The organism is Bradyrhizobium sediminis, assembly GCF_018736085.1.
GTDB lineage: Bacteria > Pseudomonadota > Alphaproteobacteria > Rhizobiales > Xanthobacteraceae > Bradyrhizobium > Bradyrhizobium sediminis.
The window spans coordinates 3,921,548-3,945,064 of record NZ_CP076134.1 but is presented as its reverse complement, the minus strand read 5'-3'; the positions used below and the strand labels follow the sequence as shown (position 1 = coordinate 3,945,064).

The window sequence follows — 23,517 nt, the reverse complement described above, 5'->3', positions numbered from 1 at the left end:
CCATGACAAGGAGAGTTACTCGTGCCCGTGCTCCGGTAGCGTCAGCCCGAAGGTCTTTGACAGATCGGCGATCTGCGCCGGCGTCAGGAAACGCGGGTTCAGCCCGCGCAGCAGCAGATAGAGCTTTGCGGTTTCTTCCAGTTCTTCCATCGCATAGACCGCGGCTTCCAGCGTTTCGCCCGCGACCACCGGGCCGTGATTGGCCAAGAGCACCGACGAATACTTTCCGGCGAGCCCCTTGATCGCGTCGGCCACCGCCGGATCGCCCGGCCGATAATACGGCACGAGGGCGGTTAAGCCGCACTTCATCAGGTAATAGGCCGTCATCGGCGGCAGCGCGGCGCGGGGGTCGATCTCCGGCAGCATCGACAGCGCCACCGAATGGGTCGAATGCAGGTGCACCACCGCGCGCGCGGTGCGGCGGGTCTGGTACAGCGCGGTATGCAGCGGCACTTCCTTGGTCGGCGCATCGCCGGAGGCGAGCCGGCCGTCGGCATCGAGCCGCGACAGCCGCGCCGGGTCCAGGGAGCCGAGCGAGGCATTGGTCGGCGTCACCAGCCAGCCGCCGTCGTCAAGCCGCACGCTGATATTGCCAGAGGAGCCCGGCGTCAGCCCGCGCTCGAACAGCGAGCGCCCAAGGCGGCAGATTTCCTCGCGAACCCTGGTTTCGGTCATGGCAGCACCTCTTTGCCGCCTTGTCTCATGCTTTGGCAGCGCGGCCAAGCCGTGATACGCAGAGGCCAAGCCGGCCAACGATGCCGGCCAAAGAGGAAGCCGAGGGGACTGCCGCATGCCTGAAACCGCAAAACCGCGTATCGCCGTCATCGGGCTCGGCTCGATGGGGTTTGGCATGGCGACCTCGCTGCGGCGCGCGGGTTTGGATGTGACCGGCTGCGACGTCTCGCCGGACAGCGTGGCGCGGTTCGTCGCCGACGGCGGCAAGGGCGCGAAGACGCCAGCCGAGGCCGCCAAATCCGCCGACATCGCCGTCAGCGTCGTCGTCAACGCCGCCCAGACCGAGGCCATCCTGTTCGGCAAGGACGGCGTCGCCGAGACGCTGGCCAAAGGTGGCGTGTTCATCTCCTCCGCCACCATGGACCCGGATGTCGCGCGGCGGCTGGCCAAGCTGTTGGAAGCCAGCGGCCGGCACTATCTCGACGCACCGATCTCGGGCGGCGCGCAGCGCGCGGCGCAGGGCGAACTCACGATTCTGGCATCGGGCAGTCCCGCCGCCTTCGCCAAAGCAAGGCCGGCGCTCGATGCGATGGCGGCCAAGCTCTACGAACTCGGCGATGCCGCCGGCCAGGGCGCCGCGTTCAAGATGATCAACCAGCTCTTGGCCGGCGTGCATATCGCCGCCGCCTCGGAGGCGATCGCATTCGCGGCCAAGCAGGGCCTCGATATCCGCAAGGTCTATGAAGTGATCACGGCGTCGGCCGGAAATTCCTGGATGTTCGAGAACCGCATGCCGCATGTGCTCGACGGCGATTACACCCCGCGCAGTGCGGTCGACATCTTCGTCAAGGACCTCGGCATCATCCAGGACATGGCGCGCACGGCGAAATTTCCGGTGCCGGTATCGGCCGCCGCGCTGCAGATGTTCCTGATGACATCGGCTTCCGGCATGGGCCGCGACGACGACGCTTCGGTGGCGCGGATGTATGCCCGCGTTACCGGCACGCATTTGCCGGGCGAGCCGAAGTAGAATTCAACAAGAGGACAGTCGATGCCCCGCTTCGCCGCCAATCTCTCGATGATGTTCAACGAAGTCCCGTTCCTCGACCGCTTCGAGGCGGCGGCGAAAGCGGGATTTACCGCCGTCGAATTCCTGTTCCCCTATGACCATCCGGCCGAAGAGGTCGGCAAGCGGCTGCGTGCCAATGGCCTGACCCAGGCGCTGTTCAATCTGCCGCCGGGCAACTGGGACGCCGGCGAAAAAGGTTTTGCGGCGCTGCCGGATCGGTTCGACGATCTGCAGCAGAGCCTGCGCGCCGCGCTGCCCTACGCCCAGGCGACCGGTGTCAAGCGGCTGCATCTGATGGCGGGCATTGCCAGCCGCAGCAATGCCAAGGCGGTGGAGGCGTTCTACAAATCCGTGGCCTGGACCGCGGAGTTCTTCGCGCCGCATGGCCTCGATGTGGTGATCGAGCCGATCAATTCGCGCAACGTGCCCGGCTATTTCCTCAACGATTTCTCGTTCGCGCGCGACCTGATCAACGAGCTGAAGATTCCCAATCTGAAACTGCAGTTCGATATCTATCACTGCCAGATCATCCATGGCGACGTCACCATGCGGCTGCGCGAGATGATGCCGATCATCGGCCATGTCCAGATCGCCAGCATCCCGTCGCGCAACGAACCCGATGGCGAGGAGTTGAACTATCCGTTCCTGTTCGCCGAGCTCGACCGGCTCGGTTATGGCGGTTTTGTCGGTTGCGAATACAACCCGCGGGCCAAGACGACGGATGGCCTCGGCTGGTTCAGGCTTTACGCCGGAGCAAAGCCGTGACCCTGGCGCTGGGCTGCATTGCCGACGACTACACCGGCGCTTCCGATCTCGCCAACACGCTGACCCGCTGCGGCCTGCGTACGGTGCAGACCATCGGCGTCCCGTCCGACGATCTGGCATTGCCCGAGGTCGACGCGGTGGTGGTGTCGCTGAAGAGCCGCTCGATCGAGGCCGGGCTTGCGGTGTCGCGCTCGCGCGCCGCCGAAAAATGGCTGCGCGACCGGGGCGCTGGTCATGTGCTGTTCAAGATCTGCTCGACCTTCGATTCCACCGACGCCGGCAACATCGGCCCGGTCATGGACGCGCTGCGTGCCGATTCCGGCGACGCGATCGTGCTGGTGACGCCGGCGTTTCCCGAGACCGGCCGCACCGTCTATCAGGGCAATCTGTTCGTGGGCTCCGTGCCGCTGAACGAAAGCCCGCTCAAGGACCATCCGCTCAACCCGATGCATGATTCCAACCTGGTGCGGGTGCTGGCGCGGCAGAGCAGGACCAGGATCGGCCTGGTCGAATTGGCGGTGCTGACGCGTGGTCCCGATGCGGTCCGGGCGCGGCTGGCCGATCTTGCCGGCAAGGGCCTCGGGGCTGTCATCGTCGATGCCGTATTCGACCGCGACCTCGAAACCATCGGCGCGGTGGCGCTGGACCACCGGCTCTCCGTCGGCGCGTCCGGCATCGGGCTCGGCCTCGCCCGCGCGCTGGTCGCCTCGGGCCGCGTCAAGTCGAACGCGCCGAATGCGGTTGCCGGTGCACCGGTCGGCGGACCGGCGGCGTGCCTTGCCGGCAGTTGTTCGCAGGCGACCCTGCAGCAGATCGCAAGCGCCGAAGCTATCATGCCGGTGCTGCGCCTCGATCCCGGTCAGGTGGTCGCGGGCAAGGATGAAGTCCGGCGCGCGCTGGCCTGGGCCGGCGAGCGTCTCGCTCGCGGCCCGGTCCTGATCGCCAGCAGCTCGACGCCGGATCAGGTTGCGGCTCTGCAGTCTCGTCATGGCCGCGATGCAACTGGACATGCCATCGAGCAGGCCATGGCCGACCTTGCGGAAGGACTGGTCCAGTCCGGCGTGCGGCGACTGGTCGTTGCCGGTGGCGAAACTTCAGGCGCCGTGGTCGATCGCTTGCGGATTCCCGGCTTCCTGGTTGGCGAGGAAATCGCTGCAGGAGTGCCGGTTTTGCGCGCTGTAGGCGCCGTGGGCGGCGACATGCTGCTTGCGCTCAAATCGGGCAATTTCGGCGGTACGGAATTTTTCTCCGACGCGCTCAAGCTGATGCGTTAGGCGCTGACATGAAGCTCCGCGCGCGGTTCGCCCCGATCAGGCGAGGCTCGATCGGATGGTCCCTAGTTTCACGGAAATTTAAATTAACCGGACCTAACAACCTTGAGCGGTATTCGCGTCACAGCGCCGGCCGCGCGCGGGATTTGATTCGCCAGGGCAAATCCCGATTCCAAGAAGAAAAAGAAGGTTGGATGAAATGATCAAGCTCAATCGCATCGGCAACAAGCTCGGTCTCGCCGGCGCTATCGGCGTCTTGCTGGCGATCGGCATGGTCGCCAATCAGATGGTGACGGAGTCCACGGTGGCCGGAGCGAGCGATCGCGCTGATCGATCCCAACGCGTGGCCGAAAGCACCCTCGCGGCGCACCTCAACATGCGGCAGGTGCAACTCGCCGCCCGCGGCATCAGGTTGGCAAGCACCCAGTCCGAAGTGGACAGGGGCGTCGCCGAGATGCGCCAGTTTGGCGCGGTCGAAATGAAGGAGATCGAAGCCGCATTGGCGAGCGCGCAAAGGCCCGAGACCAGGCAGCGGTTACAGAACATCAAGTCGCTGATGACCGACTACGCCTCCGGCACCGAGGAGCTTGCGAAAGCCCAAGGCGATCTGCTCGCGCAGATCGGCAAGCGGTCGGTGATCTCCAATGAGTGGACCAAGGCGATCGAATCCGAATTGGCATCACCGGCGCTGGCTGACTTGCCGAACCGTCCGGAAATAGAAAAGCTGCTGTATCAGGCGGATGGCAGCGTGAATACGATGCGGGCGGCGGCATGGCGGTTCGGGGGCACTGGTGACGTCGAACAGCTGGGGACGATCGCGATTGCCGAAGGGTCGGTCAAGGATGCCTTGAAAGCCGCGCGCAAGCAGACCGATGACAAGGAATTCCACGGCAGGATCAGCTCGCTGGAATCCGTGATCAAGAAATTTCTTGTCGCCAATGGCGATGTCGTCAAGTCCGAGGAATCGAAGGCCGAGATCACGACCAATCGGACGATCAAGGTCGTCAACGAGGCCGGCGAATTGATGGAAGCTGCCGTTGCGAGCGCGCAGAAGGATATGAATGCCTCAAAGGAGGAAGTCCTGGCAGCGACTGCGCAGGCCAACCGGATCAGCATGGCGATGGCGATCGTGGTGGTGATTTCGCTGATCGCGTCGGTGATCTTCTCCTTCCTCGGCATTGCGCGTCCGATGATGCGGCTGAACGGTGCGCTGGGTGAGATGGCCGGCGGCAATCTTGATGTGATGATTCCCGGCGCCAACCGCGGCGACGAAATCGGCGACCTCGCCAAGACCGTGACCGTCATCCGCGAGAACGCCGAGCAGAAAGCCCGCGACGAGGCGGAAGCCAAGATCGCGCAGGATCAGATCGCAGCGCAACAGCGCAAGGCCGACATGATCAAGCTCGCCGATGAATTCGAAGGCGCGGTCGGCGAGATCGTCGAGACCGTGTCGTCGGCCTCATCCGAACTCGAAGCCTCCGCCGGCACGCTGACCTCGACCGCGGAACGGGCGCAGGAGCTGACTACGGCGGTCGCGGCTGCCTCCGAGGAAGCCTCCACCAATGTGCAGTCGGTGGCTTCCGCGACGGAGGAAATGGCGTCGTCCGTCAACGAGATCAGCCGCCAGGTCCAGGAATCGGCGCGGATGGCCAATGAGGCCGTCGACCAGACGCGCAGGACCAACGACCGCGTCAGCGCGTTGTCGAAGGCCGCGGCCCGGATCGGCGACGTGGTCGAACTGATCAATACCATCGCGGAACAGACCAACCTGCTGGCGCTCAACGCCACCATCGAGGCGGCGCGTGCCGGCGAAGCCGGCCGCGGCTTCGCGGTCGTGGCTTCCGAGGTGAAGGCACTGGCCGAGCAGACTGCGAAGGCGACTGGCGAAATCGGCCAGCAGATCGCCGGCATTCAGGCCGCGACCCAGGAGTCGGTCGGCGCCATCCAGGAAATCAGCAGCACCATCGAGAAGCTGTCGGAGATATCGTCGACCATCGCGGCGGCGGTGGAAGAGCAGGGCGCGGCGACGCAGGAGATTTCCCGCAACGTGCAGCAGGCGGCGCACGGCACCCAGCAGGTCTCGTCGAACATCACCGACGTGCAGCGCGGCGCCAGCGAGACCGGATCGGCGTCCTCGCAGGTTCTTTCCGCGGCGCAGTCGCTGTCCGGCGACTCCAACCGCCTCAAGCTCGAGGTTGGCAAGTTCCTCAATTCGGTGCGGGCGGCCTGACAACAACCGCCGACGGCAATCAAAGAGCCCGGCCCGTGAAGGGACCGGGCTTTTTTATGTCGGGCAAATGTCGCCCGGCCATTCGGTGCATGGCTCCGTGGTCCCACGAAACCCGGAATTAACCAGCCCTAGGTTAAGGCACGGTATCGTTGCTACCTGCATGCGTTGGTCGCTGGTTTCCGTTTGCCATCGCCAATTCCGGATTTCGGCAAACTAGGGGGTCCTTGAGATGATCAAGCTCAATCGCATCGGAAACAAGCTGGGTCTGGCCGGTGCCGTCGGCGTATTGTTGGCGATCGGTATGGCGGCCAACCAGATGATGACCGAATCGATGGTAGCCGGATCAACCGAACGCGCCGACCGGTCGCAACGGGTGGCCGATAACGCGCTCGGGGCGCATCTGGACCTGCGGAAGATGCAACTCACCGCCCGCGATGTCAGGTTGGCAAGGACCTCCGCCGACGTCGAAAAGATCGTCGCCGACCTGCAACGCTTCAAGGCATCCGAAGCGCAGGAACTGGATGCCGCGCTGACGAGCGCTCAGGAGCTGGAAACCAGGGAGCGACTGGGGAAAATCAAGTCCTTGATCGACAGTTTCGCGTCCGCCATGGAAGATATGGCGAAAACCCAAACCACGCTGCTCGCGCAGATTGACAAGCGCTCGGAGATATCCGTCGAATGGACCAAGGCCATCGATGCCCAACTGGCTTCGCCGGCGCTGGCCAAGCTGGACAATCGCACCGAGATCGAAAAGCTGCTGCATAAGGCCGACGCCAAGGTAAACGCGCTGCAGGCCATGGTCTGGCGGCTGGGGGCGACCGGCGATTCAAGCTTGAGCGCCTCAATTGCGAAGACCCAGGCCGCGCTCAAGGCCAATTTCAACGAGCTGCGGGGCGAGGCCGACGACAGGGACTTGCTGAGCGTGATCAGCTCGATGGACAAGATCGTGAAGCGCTTCATGGCCGCCAATGACGAGGTCGTCAAGAGCGAGGAATTGAAGGCCGATATCATTGCAAATCGCACGGTCAAGGTTGTCGCCGACGCCGTTGAGTTGATGGAATCGACGGTCGCCAACGCGCAAAGGGATGCGAAAGCTTCCAAGGACGCGGTCGTTGCCGAGACGGTGCAGGCCAACCGGATCAACCTGATCATGACCGTCGTCGTTGTCCTGTCCCTGATCGCGTCGGTGATCTTCTCCTTCCTCGGCATTGCGCGTCCGATGATGCGGCTGAACGGTGCGCTGGGTGAGATGGCCGGCGGCAATCTTGATGTGGTGATTCCCGGCGCCAATCGCGGCGACGAAATCGGCGACCTCGCCAAGACCGTGACCGTCATCCGCGAGAACGCCGAGCAGAAGGCCCGCGACGAAGCGGAAGCCAAGATCGAGCAGGACCAGATCGCAGCGCAACAGCGCAAGGCCGACATGATCAAGCTCGCCGACGACTTTGAAGGCGCGGTCGGCGAGATCGTCCAGACCGTGTCTTCCGCTTCGACCGAACTCGAAGCTTCCGCCGGCACGCTGACCTCGACCGCGGAACGGGCGCAGGAACTGACCACGGCGGTCGCTGCTGCCTCCGAGGAAGCCTCCACCAATGTTCAGTCGGTGGCTTCCGCGACTGAGGAAATGGCGTCGTCCGTCAACGAGATCAGCCGCCAGGTCCAGGAATCGGCGCGGATGGCCAACGAGGCGGTCGGCCAGGCGCGCACCACGACCGATCGGGTCAGCGAATTGTCGAAGGCGGCCGCGCGGATCGGCGACGTGGTCGAACTGATCAACACCATCGCCGGACAGACCAACCTGCTGGCGCTCAACGCCACCATCGAGGCGGCACGCGCCGGCGAAGCGGGTCGAGGCTTCGCGGTCGTGGCTTCCGAGGTCAAGGCGCTGGCCGAGCAGACCGCGAAGGCGACCGGCGAGATCGGCCAGCAGATCGCCGGCATTCAGGCCGCGACCCAGGACTCGGTCAACGCTATCAAGGAGATCAGCGGCACCATCGAGAAACTGTCGGAGATCTCGTCGACCATCGCGGCGGCGGTGGAAGAGCAGGGCGCGGCGACGCAGGAGATTTCCCGCAACGTGCAGCAGGCGGCGCACGGCACCCAGCAGGTCTCGTCGAACATCACCGACGTGCAGCGCGGCGCCAGCGAGACCGGATCGGCGTCCTCGCAGGTTCTTTCCGCGGCGCAGTCGCTGTCCGGCGACTCCAACCGCCTCAAGCTCGAGGTCGGAAGATTCCTCGACTCGGTGCGGGCGGCCTGACGGAGCTTGCCTCGGTTACGGGTGCCGCCACTCCAGCACGCCGTCTTCGGCCGTGGCGATATCGCCAAGCGAGCCTACCGGCGTGCGGTCCATGTTGGTTAGATGCGCCAGCGTCGCGCCGTCATTGGCGGGCACCCGCGCCAGCGCGCGGCAATCATTGACCGTCCGCATCATCACTACGCCGTGCTCGACTTCGCCGCCGCGGCCATAGAGCACGGTAAAGCTTTCGACCTTACCCTTGCCGCTGGCCTCGGTGACGAATTGGGGCACCTTGCCGCGATGCCGGTCGGCTTCCGCCTGCACGCTGGTATCCTGCGCGAGTGCGTGCCCAAGCGCCTGCCGCGACAGGACCAGCCCGTGATGCTTGGTGACAAAACCGCCCTGGCCGTAGAGCAGGCCGAGTTTGGCGCCGTTACGCAAGCGGCGCACCATCGCGCAGGCCGCATGCGTCATGTAGGTGTTGAGCGGCGCGCCGAAGAAGGTGAGACCGCCGGTCACCGTCGGCTGTACGTCGGGGCCCAGGCCCAACGTCCGCCGCGCCATTTTCGGCACGCAGGGAAAGCAGCTGTAGAGTTCGATCGCGTCGAACGTCCTGCCGTTGCCGCCGACCAGATCCATCACCGCCTTGAGCACGGCATTCTGCGGATGGCTCTCGTAGAACTGATCGCGGATGAGATAATCCCGCGGCTCCTCCGCCGATGCGCCGCCCCAGACGTGAACGATGCGGTCCTCAGCCACGCCCGCGGCCCGCGCCTTGGCAAGGCTGGTCAGGAGAACCGCTCCGCCCATATTGACGGTCGGATTGGCCACCATCAGCTTGTTGTAGGGCCAGGCGATCAGCCGGTTCTCCGGCGTCGGCGTCGTGATCTCCTCAGGGCTGAAACGCCGCTTCAGCCAGGCATTGGGATTTTCCGCCGCCACCTTTGAATAGACCGACCAGAGCGCGCCCGATTCCGCCATCGCTTCGCGCGGAGTCTGGCCCCAATGCGCCGAGGTCGCGGTCTCGTAGAGCGGATAGACGGTGATCGGCCTGAACACGCCGAGCTTCACGGCCATTGGTTTCTGGAACGCGGCGCCGCGCTTCGGCTCTTCCACGTCATGGGCGAAGGGCGTCCACGGCAGTTCGATCTTGGCGCGCTCCGCCTTGGTTGCGGTCGACTGCGCTTCGGCACCGCAGACCGCGGCGACGCTGCATTCGCCGCGTGCGATGCGTTGCGCGGCCTCGTGCAGATAGCGGATCGGGCTTTCGCCGCCGACCGGGCCGTAATAGAGGTGCGCCGGCTTGATGCCGAGACGGCCGGCGAGCTGTTTCTCCGGATCGCGGTAGCGCCAGCTCAGGAAATTGACGACGTCGAGCGAGTCGATGTCGCCGAGCAGTTTGCCGCCTGAGTCCGCTTCCGCGCGCTTCAGCGCTTGTTCCAGCAAAGCGAGCGGCTCGAGGCCATCGGCGATTTCCTTCGGTCGATCGGTGATTTCGCCGACGCCGACAATGACGGGGATGCGGTCGTCGGATTGCGCTGCGTTTGCCATTGTTCTTCTTGATACCTTCCTAAAACGCGGAGCTCATCCAGAGGGGGCGGCTTGGGCGCGTCTTGAGCGACGCTGTTCATTCCAGGTCTGGATGGGTGCATGTTCCGGCGACGCTAGCGCATCGGGGGCATCGAAGCCAAGCGGGTCGGCCTGGTCTTGCGTCGAGGCGCCGGGCAGAGCCGATGCGGCGAAAGCCGTTTGTTGCGTATTCCGTGAGGCAAAATATGCAGCCCGGAACGGCGGTTTTGGCTCTTGCGCTTTCGCGCCGCGGGTAGAATGCTGATCCCAACATAAAGAAAATCTCGAGGGAGTTCGCACCAATGTCCGCCGTGCAATCCATTTCAGGCAAAGGCCAGACCGCAGGCACCGAGGCTTACGACGTCGTCGTGGTCGGCGCGGGTTTTGCCGGCATGTACATGCTGCATAAGCTGCGCGGGCAGGGATTGTCGGCTCGGGTCTACGAGCAGGGCGGCGACGTCGGCGGCACCTGGTACTGGAACCGTTACCCCGGGGCGCGCTGCGATGTCGAAAGCATGCAGTATTCCTATTCGTTCTCGGACGAACTGCAGCAGGAATGGAACTGGAGCGAGCGCTGCGCGCCGCAGCCCGAAATCCTGAAATACGCCAACCACGTCGCCGACCGCTTCAAACTGCGCAGCGATATCCAGCTCAATACCCGCGTCGATCGGGCGGCCTTCGACGAAAGCTCAAACACATGGTCGGTGACGACTTCCGACGGCAAGACGGTGACGGCGAAACACGTCGTGCTCGCCACCGGCTGCCTGTCGAACGCGCGCGTGCCCGATATCAAGGGTCTGTCGGATTTCAAAGGCAAAGTCTATCACACCGGCAACTGGCCGCATGAACGGATAGATTTCGCCGGCCTGCGCGTCGGCGTCATCGGTACGGGATCGTCGGCGATCCAGTCGGTTCCCATCATTGCCGAGCAGGCGAGCCAGCTCACGGTGTTCCAGCGCACGGCCAACTTCAGCGTACCGGCCCGCAACGCCGCGCTGACGGCGGAGGAGCGCGAGGCGTTTCGCGCAAAATACCCGGAAATCAGGCGCTTTGCGCGGGAAGAGGCGCGTAACGGCATCTATACCGACATGCCCGATCGCGGCGCGCTCGACGATGGCGATAGCGAGCGGCGCTCGAAATACGAAACGCGCTGGAGCCGCGGCGGCCTGACCTTCATGATGGCCTACAACAATCTGGCGCTCGACAAGGCCGCCAACGACACCGCCGCCGATTTCGTCCGCGACAAGATCGCCGAGATCGTCAAGGATCCACGAACCGCAAAGCTGCTGCAGCCCGACAACCATCCGATCGGGTCGAAGCGCATCTGCGTTGACACCGATTACTACGCGACCTTCAATCGTCCGAACGTGACGCTGGTCGACATCAGGTCGAATCCGATTCAGGAGATCCTGCCCAACGCGGTGCGGACCGCGGATGAGGATTACGAAGTCGACGCGCTGGTCCTTGCAACCGGCTTCGACGCCATGACGGGTTCAGTTGCAAAGATCGACATCCGCGGACGCAACGGGCAGGCGCTGAACCAGAAATGGGCCGAGGGTCCCAAGACCTATCTCGGCCTGATGAGCGCTGGCTTCCCCAATCTGTTCATCATCACCGGGCCCGGCAGTCCGTCGGTGCTCTCCAACATGATCGTTTCGATCGAGCAGCATGTCGACTGGATCGCCGACTGCCTCGCCCATATGCGCGACCGCGGCCTCGACATCATCGAAGCGAATAAGGCCGCCGAGGACAAGTGGGTAGCGCACGTCAACGAAGTCGCTCAGGGCACGCTCTATCCGCAGGCCAATTCCTGGTACATGGGCGCCAACATCCCCGGCAAGCCGCAGGTCTTCATGCCTTATATCGGCGGCGTCGGGGTTTACCGGCAGATTTGCAACGACGTCGCGGCCAAGGGATACGAGGGCTTTACGATGACGGCGGCAGAGCAACCGCAAAGAGCGGCGGCGCTATCGTAGGGTGCGGTTTGCGCCTCACGCTGCAGGTGTCCCTTCGGCCGGCGGGAACACGATTCGGTCGTCGGTGCGGCAGTAGCGGTCGGCGAACATGCGGCCGACCGGGTGATAGCGGTCCATGTTCACCCGCATCGAAGCGGCATCCCACAATTCGTCGCGGATGTGGAAATGGATGCCTTCACCCATGATCAGCTGGCGGTTGCCGTTCACATCGATCGTCTTCCAGGTCTTGCACTCCATCGCCCACGGCGCGTCGGCCAGTCGCGGCACCGCGACCTTTGTCGACGGCGCCAGTTTCAGGCCGAGGTAATCGGGCTCGCCGACTTCAGGTGGAAAGTCGCCGCTGGAATCGTGCATCGCGCGCGCCAGCGGCTCATCGGCGAGATTGACCACGAACTCGCCGGTGCGCTGGATGTTGACCACCGTGTCCTTGACGCGGCCATCGGGCCGCGGGTTGGCGGCGAACATGCAGAGCGGCGGATCCTCGCAGAACACGTTGAAGAAGCTGAACGGCGCAGCGTTGACCACGCCGGTCGGTCCGATCGTCGTCACCCAGGCGATCGGCCGCGGCAGGACGAACCCCGTCAGCACCTTGTAGCGCTCACGGGACGTCAGATCCTCTGGGGCGTATTCCATCGTGCATTTCCTGTTTGACGGATTTTGCCGTTTGGCCGCCCTCTCCCCGCAAGCGGAGAGAGGGCGAAGGTTGAGCCTACGGCATGCTCAGTTCGTGGCGGCCGACCACCATCCAGTGCACTTCGTCGGGACCGTCGGCGAAGCGGAGGTGGCGCACGTCGGTGTACATTTCGGCCAGCGGCGTCCATTGCGAGATGCCGGTGGCGCCGTGCATCTGGATGGCCTGGTCGATGATCTTTGCCGCGCGCTCCGGCACCATGGCCTTGACCATGCTGACCCAGATGCGCGCGTCCTTGTTGCCGAGCACGTCCATGGCCTTGGCGGCCTTCAGCACCATCAGACGCATCGCCTCGATTTCGCAGCGCGCCTGCGCGATGATCTGCAGATTGCCGCCGAGATGCGCGATCTTCTTGCCGAAGGCTTCGCGCGTCAGGCCGCGTGAAACCATCAGGTCGAGCGCCTTTTCCGCCTTGCCGATCGTCCGCATGCAGTGATGGATGCGGCCGGGGCCGAGGCGGACCTGCGAAATCTCGAAACCGCGGCCTTCGCCGAGCAGCATGTTGTCCTTGGGCACCCTGACATTGTTGAAGCGCAGATGCATATGACCGCGCGGGGCATGGTCGTGGCCGAACACGTGCATCGGCCCGATGATCTCGACGCCGGGCGTGTCCTTCGGCACCAGGATCTGCGATTGCTGCTTGCTCGGCGGTGCATCCGGATTGGTCTTCACCATCACAATCATGATCTTGCAGCGGGGGTCGCCGAGGCCGGAGATGTAATATTTCTCGCCGTTGATCACCCATTCGTCGCCGACGAGCTTTGCGGTGGTCGAGATGTTCTTGGCGTCGGACGACGCGACATTCGGCTCGGTCATCGCATAGGCGGAGCGGATTTCACCGTTCAACAGCGGCTTCAGCCACTTCTCCTTCTGCGCCTTGGTGCCGACACGCTCCAGCACTTCCATGTTGCCGGTGTCCGGCGCCGAGCAGTTCATGGTCTCCGAGGCCAGCGGACTTTTGCCGAGTTCGGCGGCGATATAGGCGTAGTCGAGATTTTTCAGGCCTTCACCGGTCTCCGCATCGGGCAGAAAGAAGTTCCACAGTCCGACTTCCTTGGCCTTGTCCTTGGCTTTTCCCAGCACCTCGAGCTGTTGGGGCGTAAAGCTCCAGCGATCGGTTTTCTTCTCGCCATGCCGGTAGAACTCGACCGACATCGGCTCGACTGTTTCCCGGATGAACTTTCGCACATGGTCGTAAAGCGGCCGGACCCGATCCGACATTCTGAGATCGTTGAGTTCGTCCTCCGGATTGAGGGTGTAGGACGTCATTCGGGGCACGTAGTCATGTTTCATCTGGTGATCCTCCCATTCGTGCAGATCGTTACTGCCCCATTGCCGGGCGATCTGTCTGAAGCGCTCTTGCCGATAGTCTAGACGCCCGCCCGGCCTTTACAAGCAGACGGGGCAGGCGAGTTCTTCAGGTGCCGGGTTTGTCCGCGTCGCGGAAAATCAGAACGCGGTATAGCCGCCGTCGATCACGAAACAGTCGGCGGTGTGGTAGGACGACGCCTTGCTCATGAGATAGACGGCGATGCCGCCGAAATCCGAGGGCTCGCCGAACCGCCGCACCGGGATCCGCGGCATCACATTGGCGACGAACTTGTCGTTGGCCATGATGCCGGCGGTCATGTCGCTCTTGATCCAGCCGGGCAGGATGGCGTTGGCGGTGACGCCGTGGCGCGCCAGCTCGACCGCGAGCGCGCGGCACAGCGCGTTGATGCCGGCCTTGGTCGCGGCGTAGTGCTCGTTGCGCGCGGTGCCGAACAGCGAGGCGAGGCTCGAGGTCGCGACCAGCCGGCCGAAGGCATCGCCCGATGCGGCGCGCTCGGTCATATGCCGGGCGGCGGCCTGAAACACGTGGAATACGCCGTCGAGATTGGTGGCGAACATCGTGCGCCATTCTTCCTCGGTGCGCTCGATGAAGGCGCGCCTGCCGCCGCCGCCGATGCCGGCATTGGCGAAGCAGCCGTCGACCCGGCCGAAGCTGTCCAGCGTCGCGGCCATCGCAGCCTTGACCGAAGCGGCGTCGCTGACATCGCAGACACGCGTATCGATCTTGCCCTTCGCACCCGCCATGGTCGCCGCAGCGGCCTTGTTCTTGTCGGCGTTGCGGCCCCAGATCGAGACGTTGCAGCCGGCGGCGGCCAGCGCCTGCGCGATGCCAAGACCGATGCCGCCGTTACCGCCGGTGATGACAGCCACGCGGCCGGTGAGGTCGAAAATGCTCATGAGAGTTTCCTTTGGGGTGTTTTCATTTGGTCTGGCGCACTTTAGATGTGCGTCCGATGGCGGGCAGGTGTACTGGCCCAACCATGGACAAGGCCGCGCAGAAAATCAAATATGGCCCGAGAGTTCAGATCCGGCCCACCGCGGCTTACAACGCGGGCTACAACGCACGAGGAAACAATGCAATTCAAGCACGTCACGCTCGATTTCGATGGACCGGTCGCGGTTCTCAAGCTCGACCATCAGGAGGTCATGAACGCGGTCTCCATCGATATGCTGGGCGGTCTCGGCGAGGCGCTCGACGCCATCGACGAGAAGAAGGCGGAGGTGCGTTGCCTCGTTCTGACCGGCGCGGGCCGCGCATTCTGCACCGGCGCCAATCTGCAGGGCCGCAACAACCAGAAGCCGGGCAAGAGCAATGCCGGTTCTTCGCTCGAAACCGCATTCCATCCGTTCCTGCGCCGTCTGCGCAACCTGCATTGCCCGATCGTCACCTCGGTCAATGGACCGGCCGCCGGCGCCGGCATGAGCTTCGCGCTGATGGGCGACATCATCCTGTGCGCGCGCTCGTCGTACTTCCTGCAGGCGTTCCGCCGCATCGGCCTGGTGCCGGATTGCGGCTCGACCTGGCTGTTGCCGCGGCTGATCGGCAAGGCGCGCTCGGTGGAGCTTTCGCTGCTGGGCGAACGCCTGCCGGCCGAGAAGGCGCTGGAATGGGGTCTGGTCAACCGGGTCTATGACGACGCGGCCTTGACGGAAGAGACCATGAAGCTTGCTCATGAGCTGGCGAACGGCCCGACCATCGCGCTGTCGCTGATCCGCAAGATGTATTGGGAAAGCCCCGACAACTCGTTCGAGGAGCAGCTCAACCTCGAATTTGAATCGCAGCGGCTGGCGGGTTCGGCGGAAGATTTCAAGGAAGGCGTCACCGCGTTCCTCGAGAAGCGGCCCGCAAAGTTCAAGGGCAAATGATGGAGCAAGCGCTCGGGCGTTGCGTCGCGACGTGGTGTGAGGGCGCGACCGGCGTGATCAACGCGGCCCGGCTCTCCGGCGGCGCCAGCCAGGAGACCTGGTCGTTCGACATTGTCCATCCCGGCGGCAACATAGGCGCGATCCTGCGCCGCGCGCCGCCGGGCTATGGCGCAGCGCCCTCGCGTGCGGCCGGGCTCGATGCCGAGGCCATCCTGATGCAGCGCGCCTACGATGCGGGCGTGCCGTCGCCGCGGGTGCTGCATGTGCTGCAGCCGCAGGACGAACTCGGCACCGGCTTCATCATGGCGCGGGTCGAGGGCGAAACCATCCCGCGCAAGATCCTGCGCGACGCCGAGTTTGCATCGGCGCGTCCGATCCTGGCGCGCCAGATCGGCAAGGTACTGGCCGGCATCCACGGACTGGATCCGGCGCAATTGCCCGAGCTTCGCCGCATGACGGCGGCGAAGGAAATCGACGAGTTCGAACGGGACTACCGCAGCTTTGATTGGCCGCGGCCGGTGTTCGAGCTGGCGCTGCGCTGGCTGCGCGACCACGATCCCGGACCATCCGGGGAAGTGACGCTGGTGCACGGCGATTTCCGCCATGGCAATCTCATCATCGGCCCCGACGGCGTGCGCGCGGTGCTGGACTGGGAGCTTGCGCATCTCGGCGATCCGATGGAGGACCTCGGCTGGATCTGCGTCAATTCGTGGCGCTTCGGCGAGATCGACAAGCCGGTCGGCGGTTTCGGCACGCGCGAGGAACTGTTTGCCGGTTACGAGGCGGCCGGCCGCCGCGTCGATCCCGATCGCGTCAAATTCTGGGAAGTGATGGGCACGCTGCGCTGGGGCATCATGTGCTGCGGCATGATGCAGCGTTTTCGCCTCTCGCCCGAGCACTCCATCGAACGCGCCATGATCGGCCGCCGCTCCTCGGAAACCGAGATCGATCTGTTGCGGTTGCTGGCACCGAGAGAGCGAGGCTGAGATGCAGGACGAACCGACACCGAAAGAACTGATCAAGGCGGTCGCGGATTTCCTGCGCAACGACATCGCACCCCTGATCAGCGGGCACAACGCGTTCAAGCTGCGGGTTTCGATCAACGCGCTCGATCTGGTGACGCGCCAACTCGAGCTCGAAGAGGGCAGCGATACGGCGGAACTCGCCCGGCTGTCGCAATTGCTCGGCCAGCAGGGCTCGCTCGGCGAACTCAACCGCATGCTCGCCGATCGCATCGCCAGCGGCGAAGCCGACCTGCAGACGCCTGGGTTGGCCGAACACCTCTGGCAGACCACGATGGACAAGCTCGCGGTCGATCAGCCGAATTATGCGTCATATAAGAGGGAGTTGGGAAGTAAGGGCGCTTAGTGCGACCGCCTACCCGCATCGTCATTGCGAGGAGCACCTGCGACGAAGCAATCCATCTTTCTTTCTGTTGATCCATGGATTGCTTCGCTTCGCTCGCAATGACAGCGGATAGGGGGATGCGTCCCCTTACTTCCCCACCCATTTCGGCGGGCGCTTCTCCGAAAACGCCTTCGGGCCCTCGATGTAATCCTGCGACGCTGCCATCGCCTTCACCGCAGGATACTCGCGCTGCTCCGATATCGCCTGCTCCAGCGACACCGACAGCCCCTTCTGGATCGCCTGCTTGGAGGCGCGGATCGACATCGGCGAGTTCTTGCAGATCGTCTCCGCCCAGCGCTCGGCCGCCGCCAGCGCTTCACCCTGCGGCACCACCTCGTTGACGAAGCCGAGTTCGAGCCCTTCCTTGGCGCCGACATGGCGCGCGGTCAGGATCATGCCCATGGCGCGCTTCAGCCCGATCTGGCGCGGCAGCCGGTGCACGCCGCCAGCCAACGCAGCTAAGCCGACACGCGGCTCGGGCAACGCGAAGGTGGCATTCTCCGATGCGATGATGAGGTCGCAGGCCAGCGCAATTTCAAAGCCGCCGCCCATCGCGACGCCGTTGACGGCGGCGATGATCGGCTTGTCGCAGTCGAAGCGCGAGGTCAGCCCGGCAAAGCCGCCCTTGTCCCAGCCGCGCTTGCCGCCAGCCGCCTGCCACTTCAGGTCGTTGCCGGCGCAGAACGCCTTGTCGCCGGCGCCGGTGACGATCGCCACCCATTGTTCCGGATCGGCAGAGAAATCGTCGAACACCTTCTGCAGCTCGAAATGGGCGTCGGTATGCAGCGCGTTGTACACTTCGGGGCGCGACAGCGTCACGATCGTGACCGGGCCCTTGCGCGTTACCTTGGAGAATTTCAGGTCCATGTTGGCTCCCATTTCGATTTTCTGCGGCGAAGAATATTGGCCGGGATAGTAGCGTGTGCCCGCCGTCCGATACCATCCAATTACGCAAAGCGCCTGCGCGTGCCAAGCCCCATGCGGTTGCTTGACTTGGCCGTCGTCTTCTCACCTTAATCGATCCGAGCAGCAGCGCCTCGCAGCGCCTAAACGCAAATCGACGATAACGATATCTCCGGGAGAGACCGCCTTGGATTTCAATCTGCCGGCCGATCTGGTCGCCTATCTCGACGAACTCGACCGCTTCATCGCCCGCGAGATCAAGCCGCTCGAAGAGGCCGACGATAACATCCGCTTCTTCGACCATCGCCGCGAATGGGCGCGCACCGATTTCGACAACGGCGGCCTGCCGCGGCATGACTGGGAAGTGCTGCTGCGCAAGGCCAAGAATCTCGCCGATGCCGCCGGCCATCTGCGCTTCGCGATCCCGAAGCGCTATGGCGGCAAGGACGGCTCCAATCTCTGGATGGCCGTGATCCGCGAGCATTTCGCGGCCAAGGGGCTCGGCCTGCACAACGACCTGCAGAACGAGCATTCCATCGTCGGCAACCTGCCGATCGTCACCATGCTCGACCGCTACGGCCGCGACGACCAGAAGGCCATGATCGACGGTTCGATCACCGGCAAATACCGCATCACCTTCGGTCTGACCGAGCCCGAGCACGGTTCGGACGCCACCCACATGGAAACCCGCGCGGTCGAGGCGACCCGCGACGGCGTCAAGGGCTGGGTGATCAACGGCGAGAAGATGTGGACCACCGGCATGCATGTCGCCACCCACTGCGCGCTGTTTGCCCGCACGTCAGGCAATGACGGCGATGCCCGCGGCATCACCTGTTTCCTGGTGCCGGCGAAAGCCAAAGGCGTGAAGGTCGAGGAGTACATGTGGACCTTCAACATGCCGACCGATCATCCGCGCGTCAGCTTTACCGACGTGTTCGTGCCCGACGACGCGCTGTTCGGCGAAATCGGCCGCGGCCTGTCGCTGGCGCAATGCTTCGTCCACGAAAATCGCATCCGGCAGGCGGCGAGTTCGCTGGGCGCTGCGGTCTATTGCATCAATGAAAGCGTGAAATACGCCCGCGAGCGCAAGCCGTTCGGCAAGGCGCTGGCCGAGAACCAGGCGATCCAGTGGCCGCTGGTGGAACTGGCGACGCAAGCCGAGATGCTGCGGCTTCTGATCCGCAAGACCGCCTGGGAGATGGACCAGCTGACCCAGGCCCAGGTCGAGCACACGCTGTCCGACCGGGTCTCGATGTGCAATTTCTGGGCGAACCGGCTGTGCTGCGAGGCCGCCGACCGCGCCATGCAGGTGCATGGCGGCATGGGCTATTCACGCCACAAGCCGTTCGAACACATCTACCGCCATCACCGTCGCTACCGCATCACCGAAGGCAGCGAGGAAATCCAGAAGCGGAAGGTCGCGGGATTCCTGTTCGGATATATGGGGGCGGGGAAGCATTAGAGGGGAGACCGCAACTCCATCACCACGTCGTCCCCGCGAACGCGGGGACCCATAACCCCGGTCGTCTATTGTGGGAGCGTGACGCTTCAACAAGGCCACTTTCACTTCCCGTAGCCACTACGGCACGGCGTATGGGTCCCCGCGTTCGCGGGGACGACGCGAGAATGTGTCGCCTTCGTCGCCGCCTTCCGATTCGAATGTCAAACAGCAGATACGCGTTTGCGTTCTCGCGACGGGATGCGCCCGAGGTTTGCGTTTCGTTGTCCCTCGAAAGAAGAGGGAGCAGGGAATGCCGGATGCGCGCTGCACCCGCGGTCTCGTGTGCAAAATGCACGAGTAAAAAACGCACACGAGCATACAGGGCAGCGGAGGCGATCCGACATTCCCTGCGCAATGGCTTTACGGCTTATAGCGCGCTCTTGTGTCCGCAAAATCTGCCAGAATGTGCGAACGGGCGGTTCTCACCAACCGCCCGTCGCTGGATCTGAGCCCGTTCGTGCTCGAAGGCCGTTAGAGCCTGCCGGGGAGCGTGGGACAGATCCGGTGTCTTCCTCAACCCGAACAGTTGCATGGGCTTAGAGCCCGGACCGAGCAAGGAAGGGAGCTGGATGATGGCACAAAATGATCTCGTTGTCGCGGGGATCGATGTCGCTAAAGACAAGGTGGATGGTTGCATTCGTTCGCTGTCGTTGAGGCGCACGTTCGCAAACACGGCGGAGGGCCGGCGCGAGTTGGCCTCGTGGCTCCGCCGGAAGAAGGTCGGCAAGGCGGTGATGGAGGCGAGCGGCGGCTACGAGCGCGAGTGGGCCAAGGTGCTGCGTGACGCCCGGATCGAGGTTCGGATCGTCGATCCGAAGCGGGTTCGCAGCTTCGCTCAATCGGCCGGGCGGCTCGCCAAGAATGACACGATCGATGCCGAGATGATTGCCTGGTTCGCCGAGACCTTCGACGAAGCTCGGGGCCAGGCCTACGATGCGACGTGCGAGCAGCTTCACCAGATGGTCAATGCGCGCCAGGCACTGAAGGATATGCAAACCAAGCTGGCAAGCCAGGGCGAGCATGCGTTACCGGCTGCGGTGCAGCGGATTCACGCCCGGATATCGAAGACGATCGCCGTCGAGTTGGTCAAGATCGAGGCTGAGATCTCAGCCATGATCCAGGCCACGCCGCGTTTTACCGAACTCGCCGAGATCATCGAAAGCGTTCCGGGACTCGGCCGTGTCACCTCTGCTGCGCTCATTGCCGCCATGCCGGAGCTGGGCCAGGCCAACAACAAGATCGTGGCCTCCTTGTTGGGTGTAGCTCCTTACGATGACGACAGTGGCCGACGTCGAGGCGAACGGCACATCAAGGGCGGACGGCGCCGGACCCGCAACATGTTCTATATGGCCTGCCTTGGGGCGGCGACACAGCACAATCCAGTGTTGAAGGCCTTTTACGACCGCCTGGTGGCGAAGGGAAAACTGAAGAAGGTGGCGCTCACTGCCTGCATGCGCAAGCTGATCAGCATTCTCAACATCATGATCGAGCGGCGCCAGAAGTGGGACGCCAAACGCTACGCGGTCAGCTGATCGAGCGAACCCTGCGCTCGGTCCAGGACCGAGCGCATGCAAAGCCAAAAGACCGGTGAGCGGACGGGGTCAAGGCCGTCAGCCGCCGAAGGCGGTGGCGCGCAGCGCCAGCCTTGAGGCCGGCCGATCACAGGTCTACGTAAAATACAGTTGCTCCCCGGCGATCAGGATTTGTTTGTCACCGTCGCCCCGCGGATATGGCTGGCCTGACGCCCGGTTGGGCCGGCTTCGCCTCCGCAAGGACTTGACGCCAACCCAGAGGCTGTCAGGACCACACGACTTCACCGTACGCTGCAGCACCGCTCGTCAGCACGTCCTGTGACCGCTCACGGGCCGTGAAGCCCGCCCTGCCATCCCATCGCGCGCACGATGCCGCCGCGTCCACCGCATCCCATCCCAACGTTCGGTGACGATGGCCAACGCCCCTTCCTCCGGGAGAGGATGGCGGGAGTCGTAGAAGTGATTTGCCCGACAGCGAAAGGGAAATTTTGCCCGACGGGTTATTTTGCCGCAGCAAGCTTAGCGTGGAGGATACGGAATCCATCAACGTCATTGCGAGCTCCGCGACGCAATCCATTTCGACAAAGCAAAGGAAGATGGATTGCTTCGCTACGCTCGCAATGACGGTGTTGGTGAGGCGGTCGACCCCGAGGCCGGTACCGGGCTCGCAATGCGCTCAGCTCTCTCACCACGTCGTCCCCGCGTTCGCGGGGACGACGCCTGCGGGTTCGCTTCAATTCACCTGCCGGTCTTTCCCCGCCCAATACGGATCGCGCAAATGACGCCGCAGAATCTTGCCGGAGGGGTTGCGCGGCAGCGCATCGAGGAAGTCGACCGATTTCGGCGTCTTGAAGCCGGCGATGCGTTCGCGGGTGAAGTTGATGATGTCGGATGAGGTTGCGCTCTTGCCCGGCTTCATCACCACGATCGCCTTGACCGCTTCGCCCCACTTGTCGTCGGGGATGCCGATGACAGCGGCTTCGGCGACGTCGGGATGGTCGCAGATCGCGCTCTCGACCTCGGCGGGGTAGATGTTCTCGCCGCCCGAGATGATCATGTCCTTGATGCGGTCGTGGATGTAGAGGTAGCCGTCCTTGTCCATATAGCCGGCATCGCCGGTGCGCAGCCAGCCGTCGCTGCCGAGCGTCTTGGCGGTGGCCTCCGGCAGATTCCAGTAGCCGGCCATGTTGGAGCCGGAGCGGGTCGCGATCTCGCCGACTTCGCCCGGCGGCAGCTGGTTGCCGTTGGCATCGAGGATCGCAAGTTCAATGCCGGGCAGCGCCTTGCCGGCCGAGCGCATCCGGTCCAGTCCCTCGACATGATCTTCCGGCGGCAGCGCCACGATGGTGCCGGTGGTCTCGGTCATGCCGTACATCTGCACGAAGCCGCATTTGAAGACCTCGATACATTCCTTCAGCAGCGCCGCCGGGATCGGCGATGCGCCATAGAGCATGTATTTCAGCCGCGAGAAATCCACCTGACGTGCGCGCGGCTGCCGCACCACGAACTGCATCGCGGCCGGCACCATGAACAGCTTTGTAATTCCGGACTGCTCGAAGAAATCCAGCACCTTGGTGGGATCGAACTCGCGCGCGATGACGCCCCTGGCGCCGTGATAGAGGCCCATCACGCCCCAGCCGGAGCCGCCGATATGGAAGATCGGCATTGCCACCAGCGAGACGTCGTCAACAGACCATTTGTTCCAGTCGGGCTTCTGGTCGCGGCCGGTTTCCACCAGATTGAGAAAGTTGGCATGCGACAGCATCGCGCCTTTCGGCTTGCCCGTGGTGCCGGAGGTGTAGAGCTGGATCGCGATGTCCTTGCGGTCGATCGGGACCTTCGGGTCGTCGCTGCTCTCAGCGTCGCGCCACGCCGTGAAATCCTGCCATTCCGGCGCGCCGCCTTCGGTGGTGACGACGTGGCGAACGCTCGGCAGCTGCGGCAGGATATTGCGGACCTGGGCGATGAATTCGGGGCCGACGAACAGCACCGGCGCCTTGCAGTCATCGACGATAAAGGCGACTTCCGGCCCCGCCAGCCGCCAGTTCACCGGCGCCATCACCACATTGGCCTTGATCGCGCCCATCAGCAGTTCGAAATAGATGTCGCTGTTCTTGCCGAGATAGGCGATGCGTTCGCCCGGCTTGACCCCGAGCGCGATCAGCGCGTTGGCGACGCGGTTGGTCTTGATGTCGAACTCGGCGAACGAGGTCTGGCGTCCGTCGAATTCATAGGCGATGGCATCGCCGCGGGCCTTCGCCCGCGCCCGCACCATGTCGGCGAGGTTGGCCGGTTCCTGGGTCTCGGACATGTTTCTCCCGTGGGTTTTGTTTTTATTGTCGCGATAGTGGCGTCGTTGCGCGGCAAAGACAATACGGGCCGATATCCCTGACTATTTCTCAGCGATGTCGTCCTCGCGAACGCGAGGACCCATACGCCGGGGCCCATCAATTCAGGCAATGTCGCAAGTTGCCTTTGTAACAACTGCCGG

At 63.8% G+C, this 23,517-nt stretch carries 18 protein-coding genes; 11 read left to right on the top strand and 7 right to left on the bottom strand.

From position 1 onward, the window contains the following. Positions 1-15 precede the first annotated feature (15 nt). Positions 16-675: a 3-oxo-tetronate 4-phosphate decarboxylase gene (gene otnC, locus KMZ29_RS18965; RefSeq protein WP_215620653.1), complete on the bottom strand. Its 660-nt coding sequence runs from the start codon at positions 673-675 to the stop codon at positions 16-18. A gap of 115 nt (positions 676-790) precedes the next feature. Between otnC and ltnD the strand changes: the two genes are divergently transcribed. From ltnD to KMZ29_RS18940, 5 genes are all read left to right on the top strand, one after another. After that, positions 791-1,705, top strand: a complete 915-nt coding sequence (gene ltnD / locus KMZ29_RS18960; protein ID WP_215620652.1) for an L-threonate dehydrogenase — start codon at positions 791-793, stop codon at positions 1,703-1,705. Between the two features lie 21 nt (positions 1,706-1,726). Further along, positions 1,727-2,509, top strand: a complete 783-nt coding sequence (gene otnI / locus KMZ29_RS18955; protein ID WP_215620651.1) for a 2-oxo-tetronate isomerase — start codon at positions 1,727-1,729, stop codon at positions 2,507-2,509. Then, positions 2,506-3,783, top strand: a complete 1,278-nt coding sequence (otnK, locus tag KMZ29_RS18950) for a 3-oxo-tetronate kinase (protein ID WP_215620650.1) — start codon at positions 2,506-2,508, stop codon at positions 3,781-3,783. Before otnI ends, otnK begins: the two co-directional genes overlap by 4 nt. Positions 3,784-3,982: 199 nt before the next feature. Beyond that, the gene (locus KMZ29_RS18945; RefSeq protein WP_215624335.1) at positions 3,983-6,010 is read left to right on the top strand and encodes a methyl-accepting chemotaxis protein; all 2,028 of its coding nucleotides are present in this window, start codon (positions 3,983-3,985) and stop codon (positions 6,008-6,010) included. 232 nt (positions 6,011-6,242) lie between these two features. Continuing rightward, positions 6,243-8,270, top strand: a complete 2,028-nt coding sequence (locus KMZ29_RS18940; RefSeq protein ID WP_215624334.1) for a methyl-accepting chemotaxis protein — start codon at positions 6,243-6,245, stop codon at positions 8,268-8,270. 15 nt (positions 8,271-8,285) lie between these two features. Here the strand turns inward: KMZ29_RS18940 and KMZ29_RS18935 are convergent, their stop codons facing one another. After that, positions 8,286-9,800, bottom strand: coding sequence for an acetyl-CoA acetyltransferase (locus tag KMZ29_RS18935; RefSeq protein ID WP_215620649.1), 1,515 nt, complete (start codon positions 9,798-9,800; stop codon positions 8,286-8,288). Between the two features lie 320 nt (positions 9,801-10,120). On the opposite strand from KMZ29_RS18935, the gene KMZ29_RS18930 reads away from it, so the two are divergent. Beyond that, entirely contained in the window at positions 10,121-11,794 is a 1,674-nt protein-coding gene (locus tag KMZ29_RS18930; RefSeq protein WP_215620648.1) for a flavin-containing monooxygenase, read from the top strand. A gap of 15 nt (positions 11,795-11,809) precedes the next feature. Here the strand turns inward: KMZ29_RS18930 and KMZ29_RS18925 are convergent, their stop codons facing one another. From KMZ29_RS18925 to KMZ29_RS18915, 3 genes are all read right to left on the bottom strand, one after another. Continuing rightward, positions 11,810-12,427, bottom strand: coding sequence for a flavin reductase family protein (locus KMZ29_RS18925; protein WP_215620647.1), 618 nt, complete (start codon positions 12,425-12,427; stop codon positions 11,810-11,812). Positions 12,428-12,503: 76 nt separating this feature from the next. Further along, positions 12,504-13,778 carry an acyl-CoA dehydrogenase family protein gene (locus tag KMZ29_RS18920; RefSeq protein WP_215620646.1) on the bottom strand — a complete coding sequence of 425 codons (1,275 nt, stop codon included), beginning with the start codon at positions 13,776-13,778 and terminating at the stop codon, positions 12,504-12,506. Between the two features lie 156 nt (positions 13,779-13,934). Then, on the bottom strand, positions 13,935-14,714 hold the full coding sequence (locus tag KMZ29_RS18915) for an SDR family NAD(P)-dependent oxidoreductase (protein WP_215620645.1): 780 nt from the start codon (positions 14,712-14,714) through the stop codon (positions 13,935-13,937). Between the two features lie 177 nt (positions 14,715-14,891). Between KMZ29_RS18915 and KMZ29_RS18910 the strand changes: the two genes are divergently transcribed. The 3 genes from KMZ29_RS18910 to KMZ29_RS18900 are packed head-to-tail and all read left to right on the top strand — an operon-like array spanning position 14,892 to position 17,051. After that, positions 14,892-15,683: an enoyl-CoA hydratase/isomerase gene (locus KMZ29_RS18910; RefSeq protein WP_215620644.1), complete on the top strand. Its 792-nt coding sequence runs from the start codon at positions 14,892-14,894 to the stop codon at positions 15,681-15,683. Beyond that, a complete protein-coding gene (locus KMZ29_RS18905) occupies positions 15,680-16,669 on the top strand; it encodes a phosphotransferase family protein (RefSeq protein ID WP_215620643.1) in 990 nt (329 codons plus the stop codon). The genes KMZ29_RS18910 and KMZ29_RS18905 overlap by 4 nt, the downstream gene beginning before the upstream one ends. A gap of 1 nt (position 16,670) precedes the next feature. Continuing rightward, a complete protein-coding gene (locus KMZ29_RS18900; protein WP_215620642.1) occupies positions 16,671-17,051 on the top strand; it encodes a DUF6285 domain-containing protein in 381 nt (126 codons plus the stop codon). Positions 17,052-17,177: 126 nt separating this feature from the next. Here KMZ29_RS18900 and KMZ29_RS18895 read toward each other — a convergent pair whose 3' ends face one another. After that, positions 17,178-17,957, bottom strand: coding sequence for an enoyl-CoA hydratase-related protein (locus tag KMZ29_RS18895; protein ID WP_215624333.1), 780 nt, complete (start codon positions 17,955-17,957; stop codon positions 17,178-17,180). A gap of 223 nt (positions 17,958-18,180) precedes the next feature. On the opposite strand from KMZ29_RS18895, the gene KMZ29_RS18890 reads away from it, so the two are divergent. Further along, a complete protein-coding gene (locus tag KMZ29_RS18890; RefSeq protein WP_215620641.1) occupies positions 18,181-19,455 on the top strand; it encodes an acyl-CoA dehydrogenase family protein in 1,275 nt (424 codons plus the stop codon). A gap of 608 nt (positions 19,456-20,063) precedes the next feature. Next, positions 20,064-21,026: an IS110 family RNA-guided transposase gene (locus KMZ29_RS18885; protein WP_215620640.1), complete on the top strand. Its 963-nt coding sequence runs from the start codon at positions 20,064-20,066 to the stop codon at positions 21,024-21,026. 733 nt (positions 21,027-21,759) lie between these two features. Here the strand turns inward: KMZ29_RS18885 and KMZ29_RS18880 are convergent. Further along, on the bottom strand, positions 21,760-23,337 hold the full coding sequence (locus tag KMZ29_RS18880) for a fatty acid--CoA ligase (RefSeq protein ID WP_215620639.1): 1,578 nt from the start codon (positions 23,335-23,337) through the stop codon (positions 21,760-21,762). Positions 23,338-23,517 lie beyond the last annotated feature (180 nt).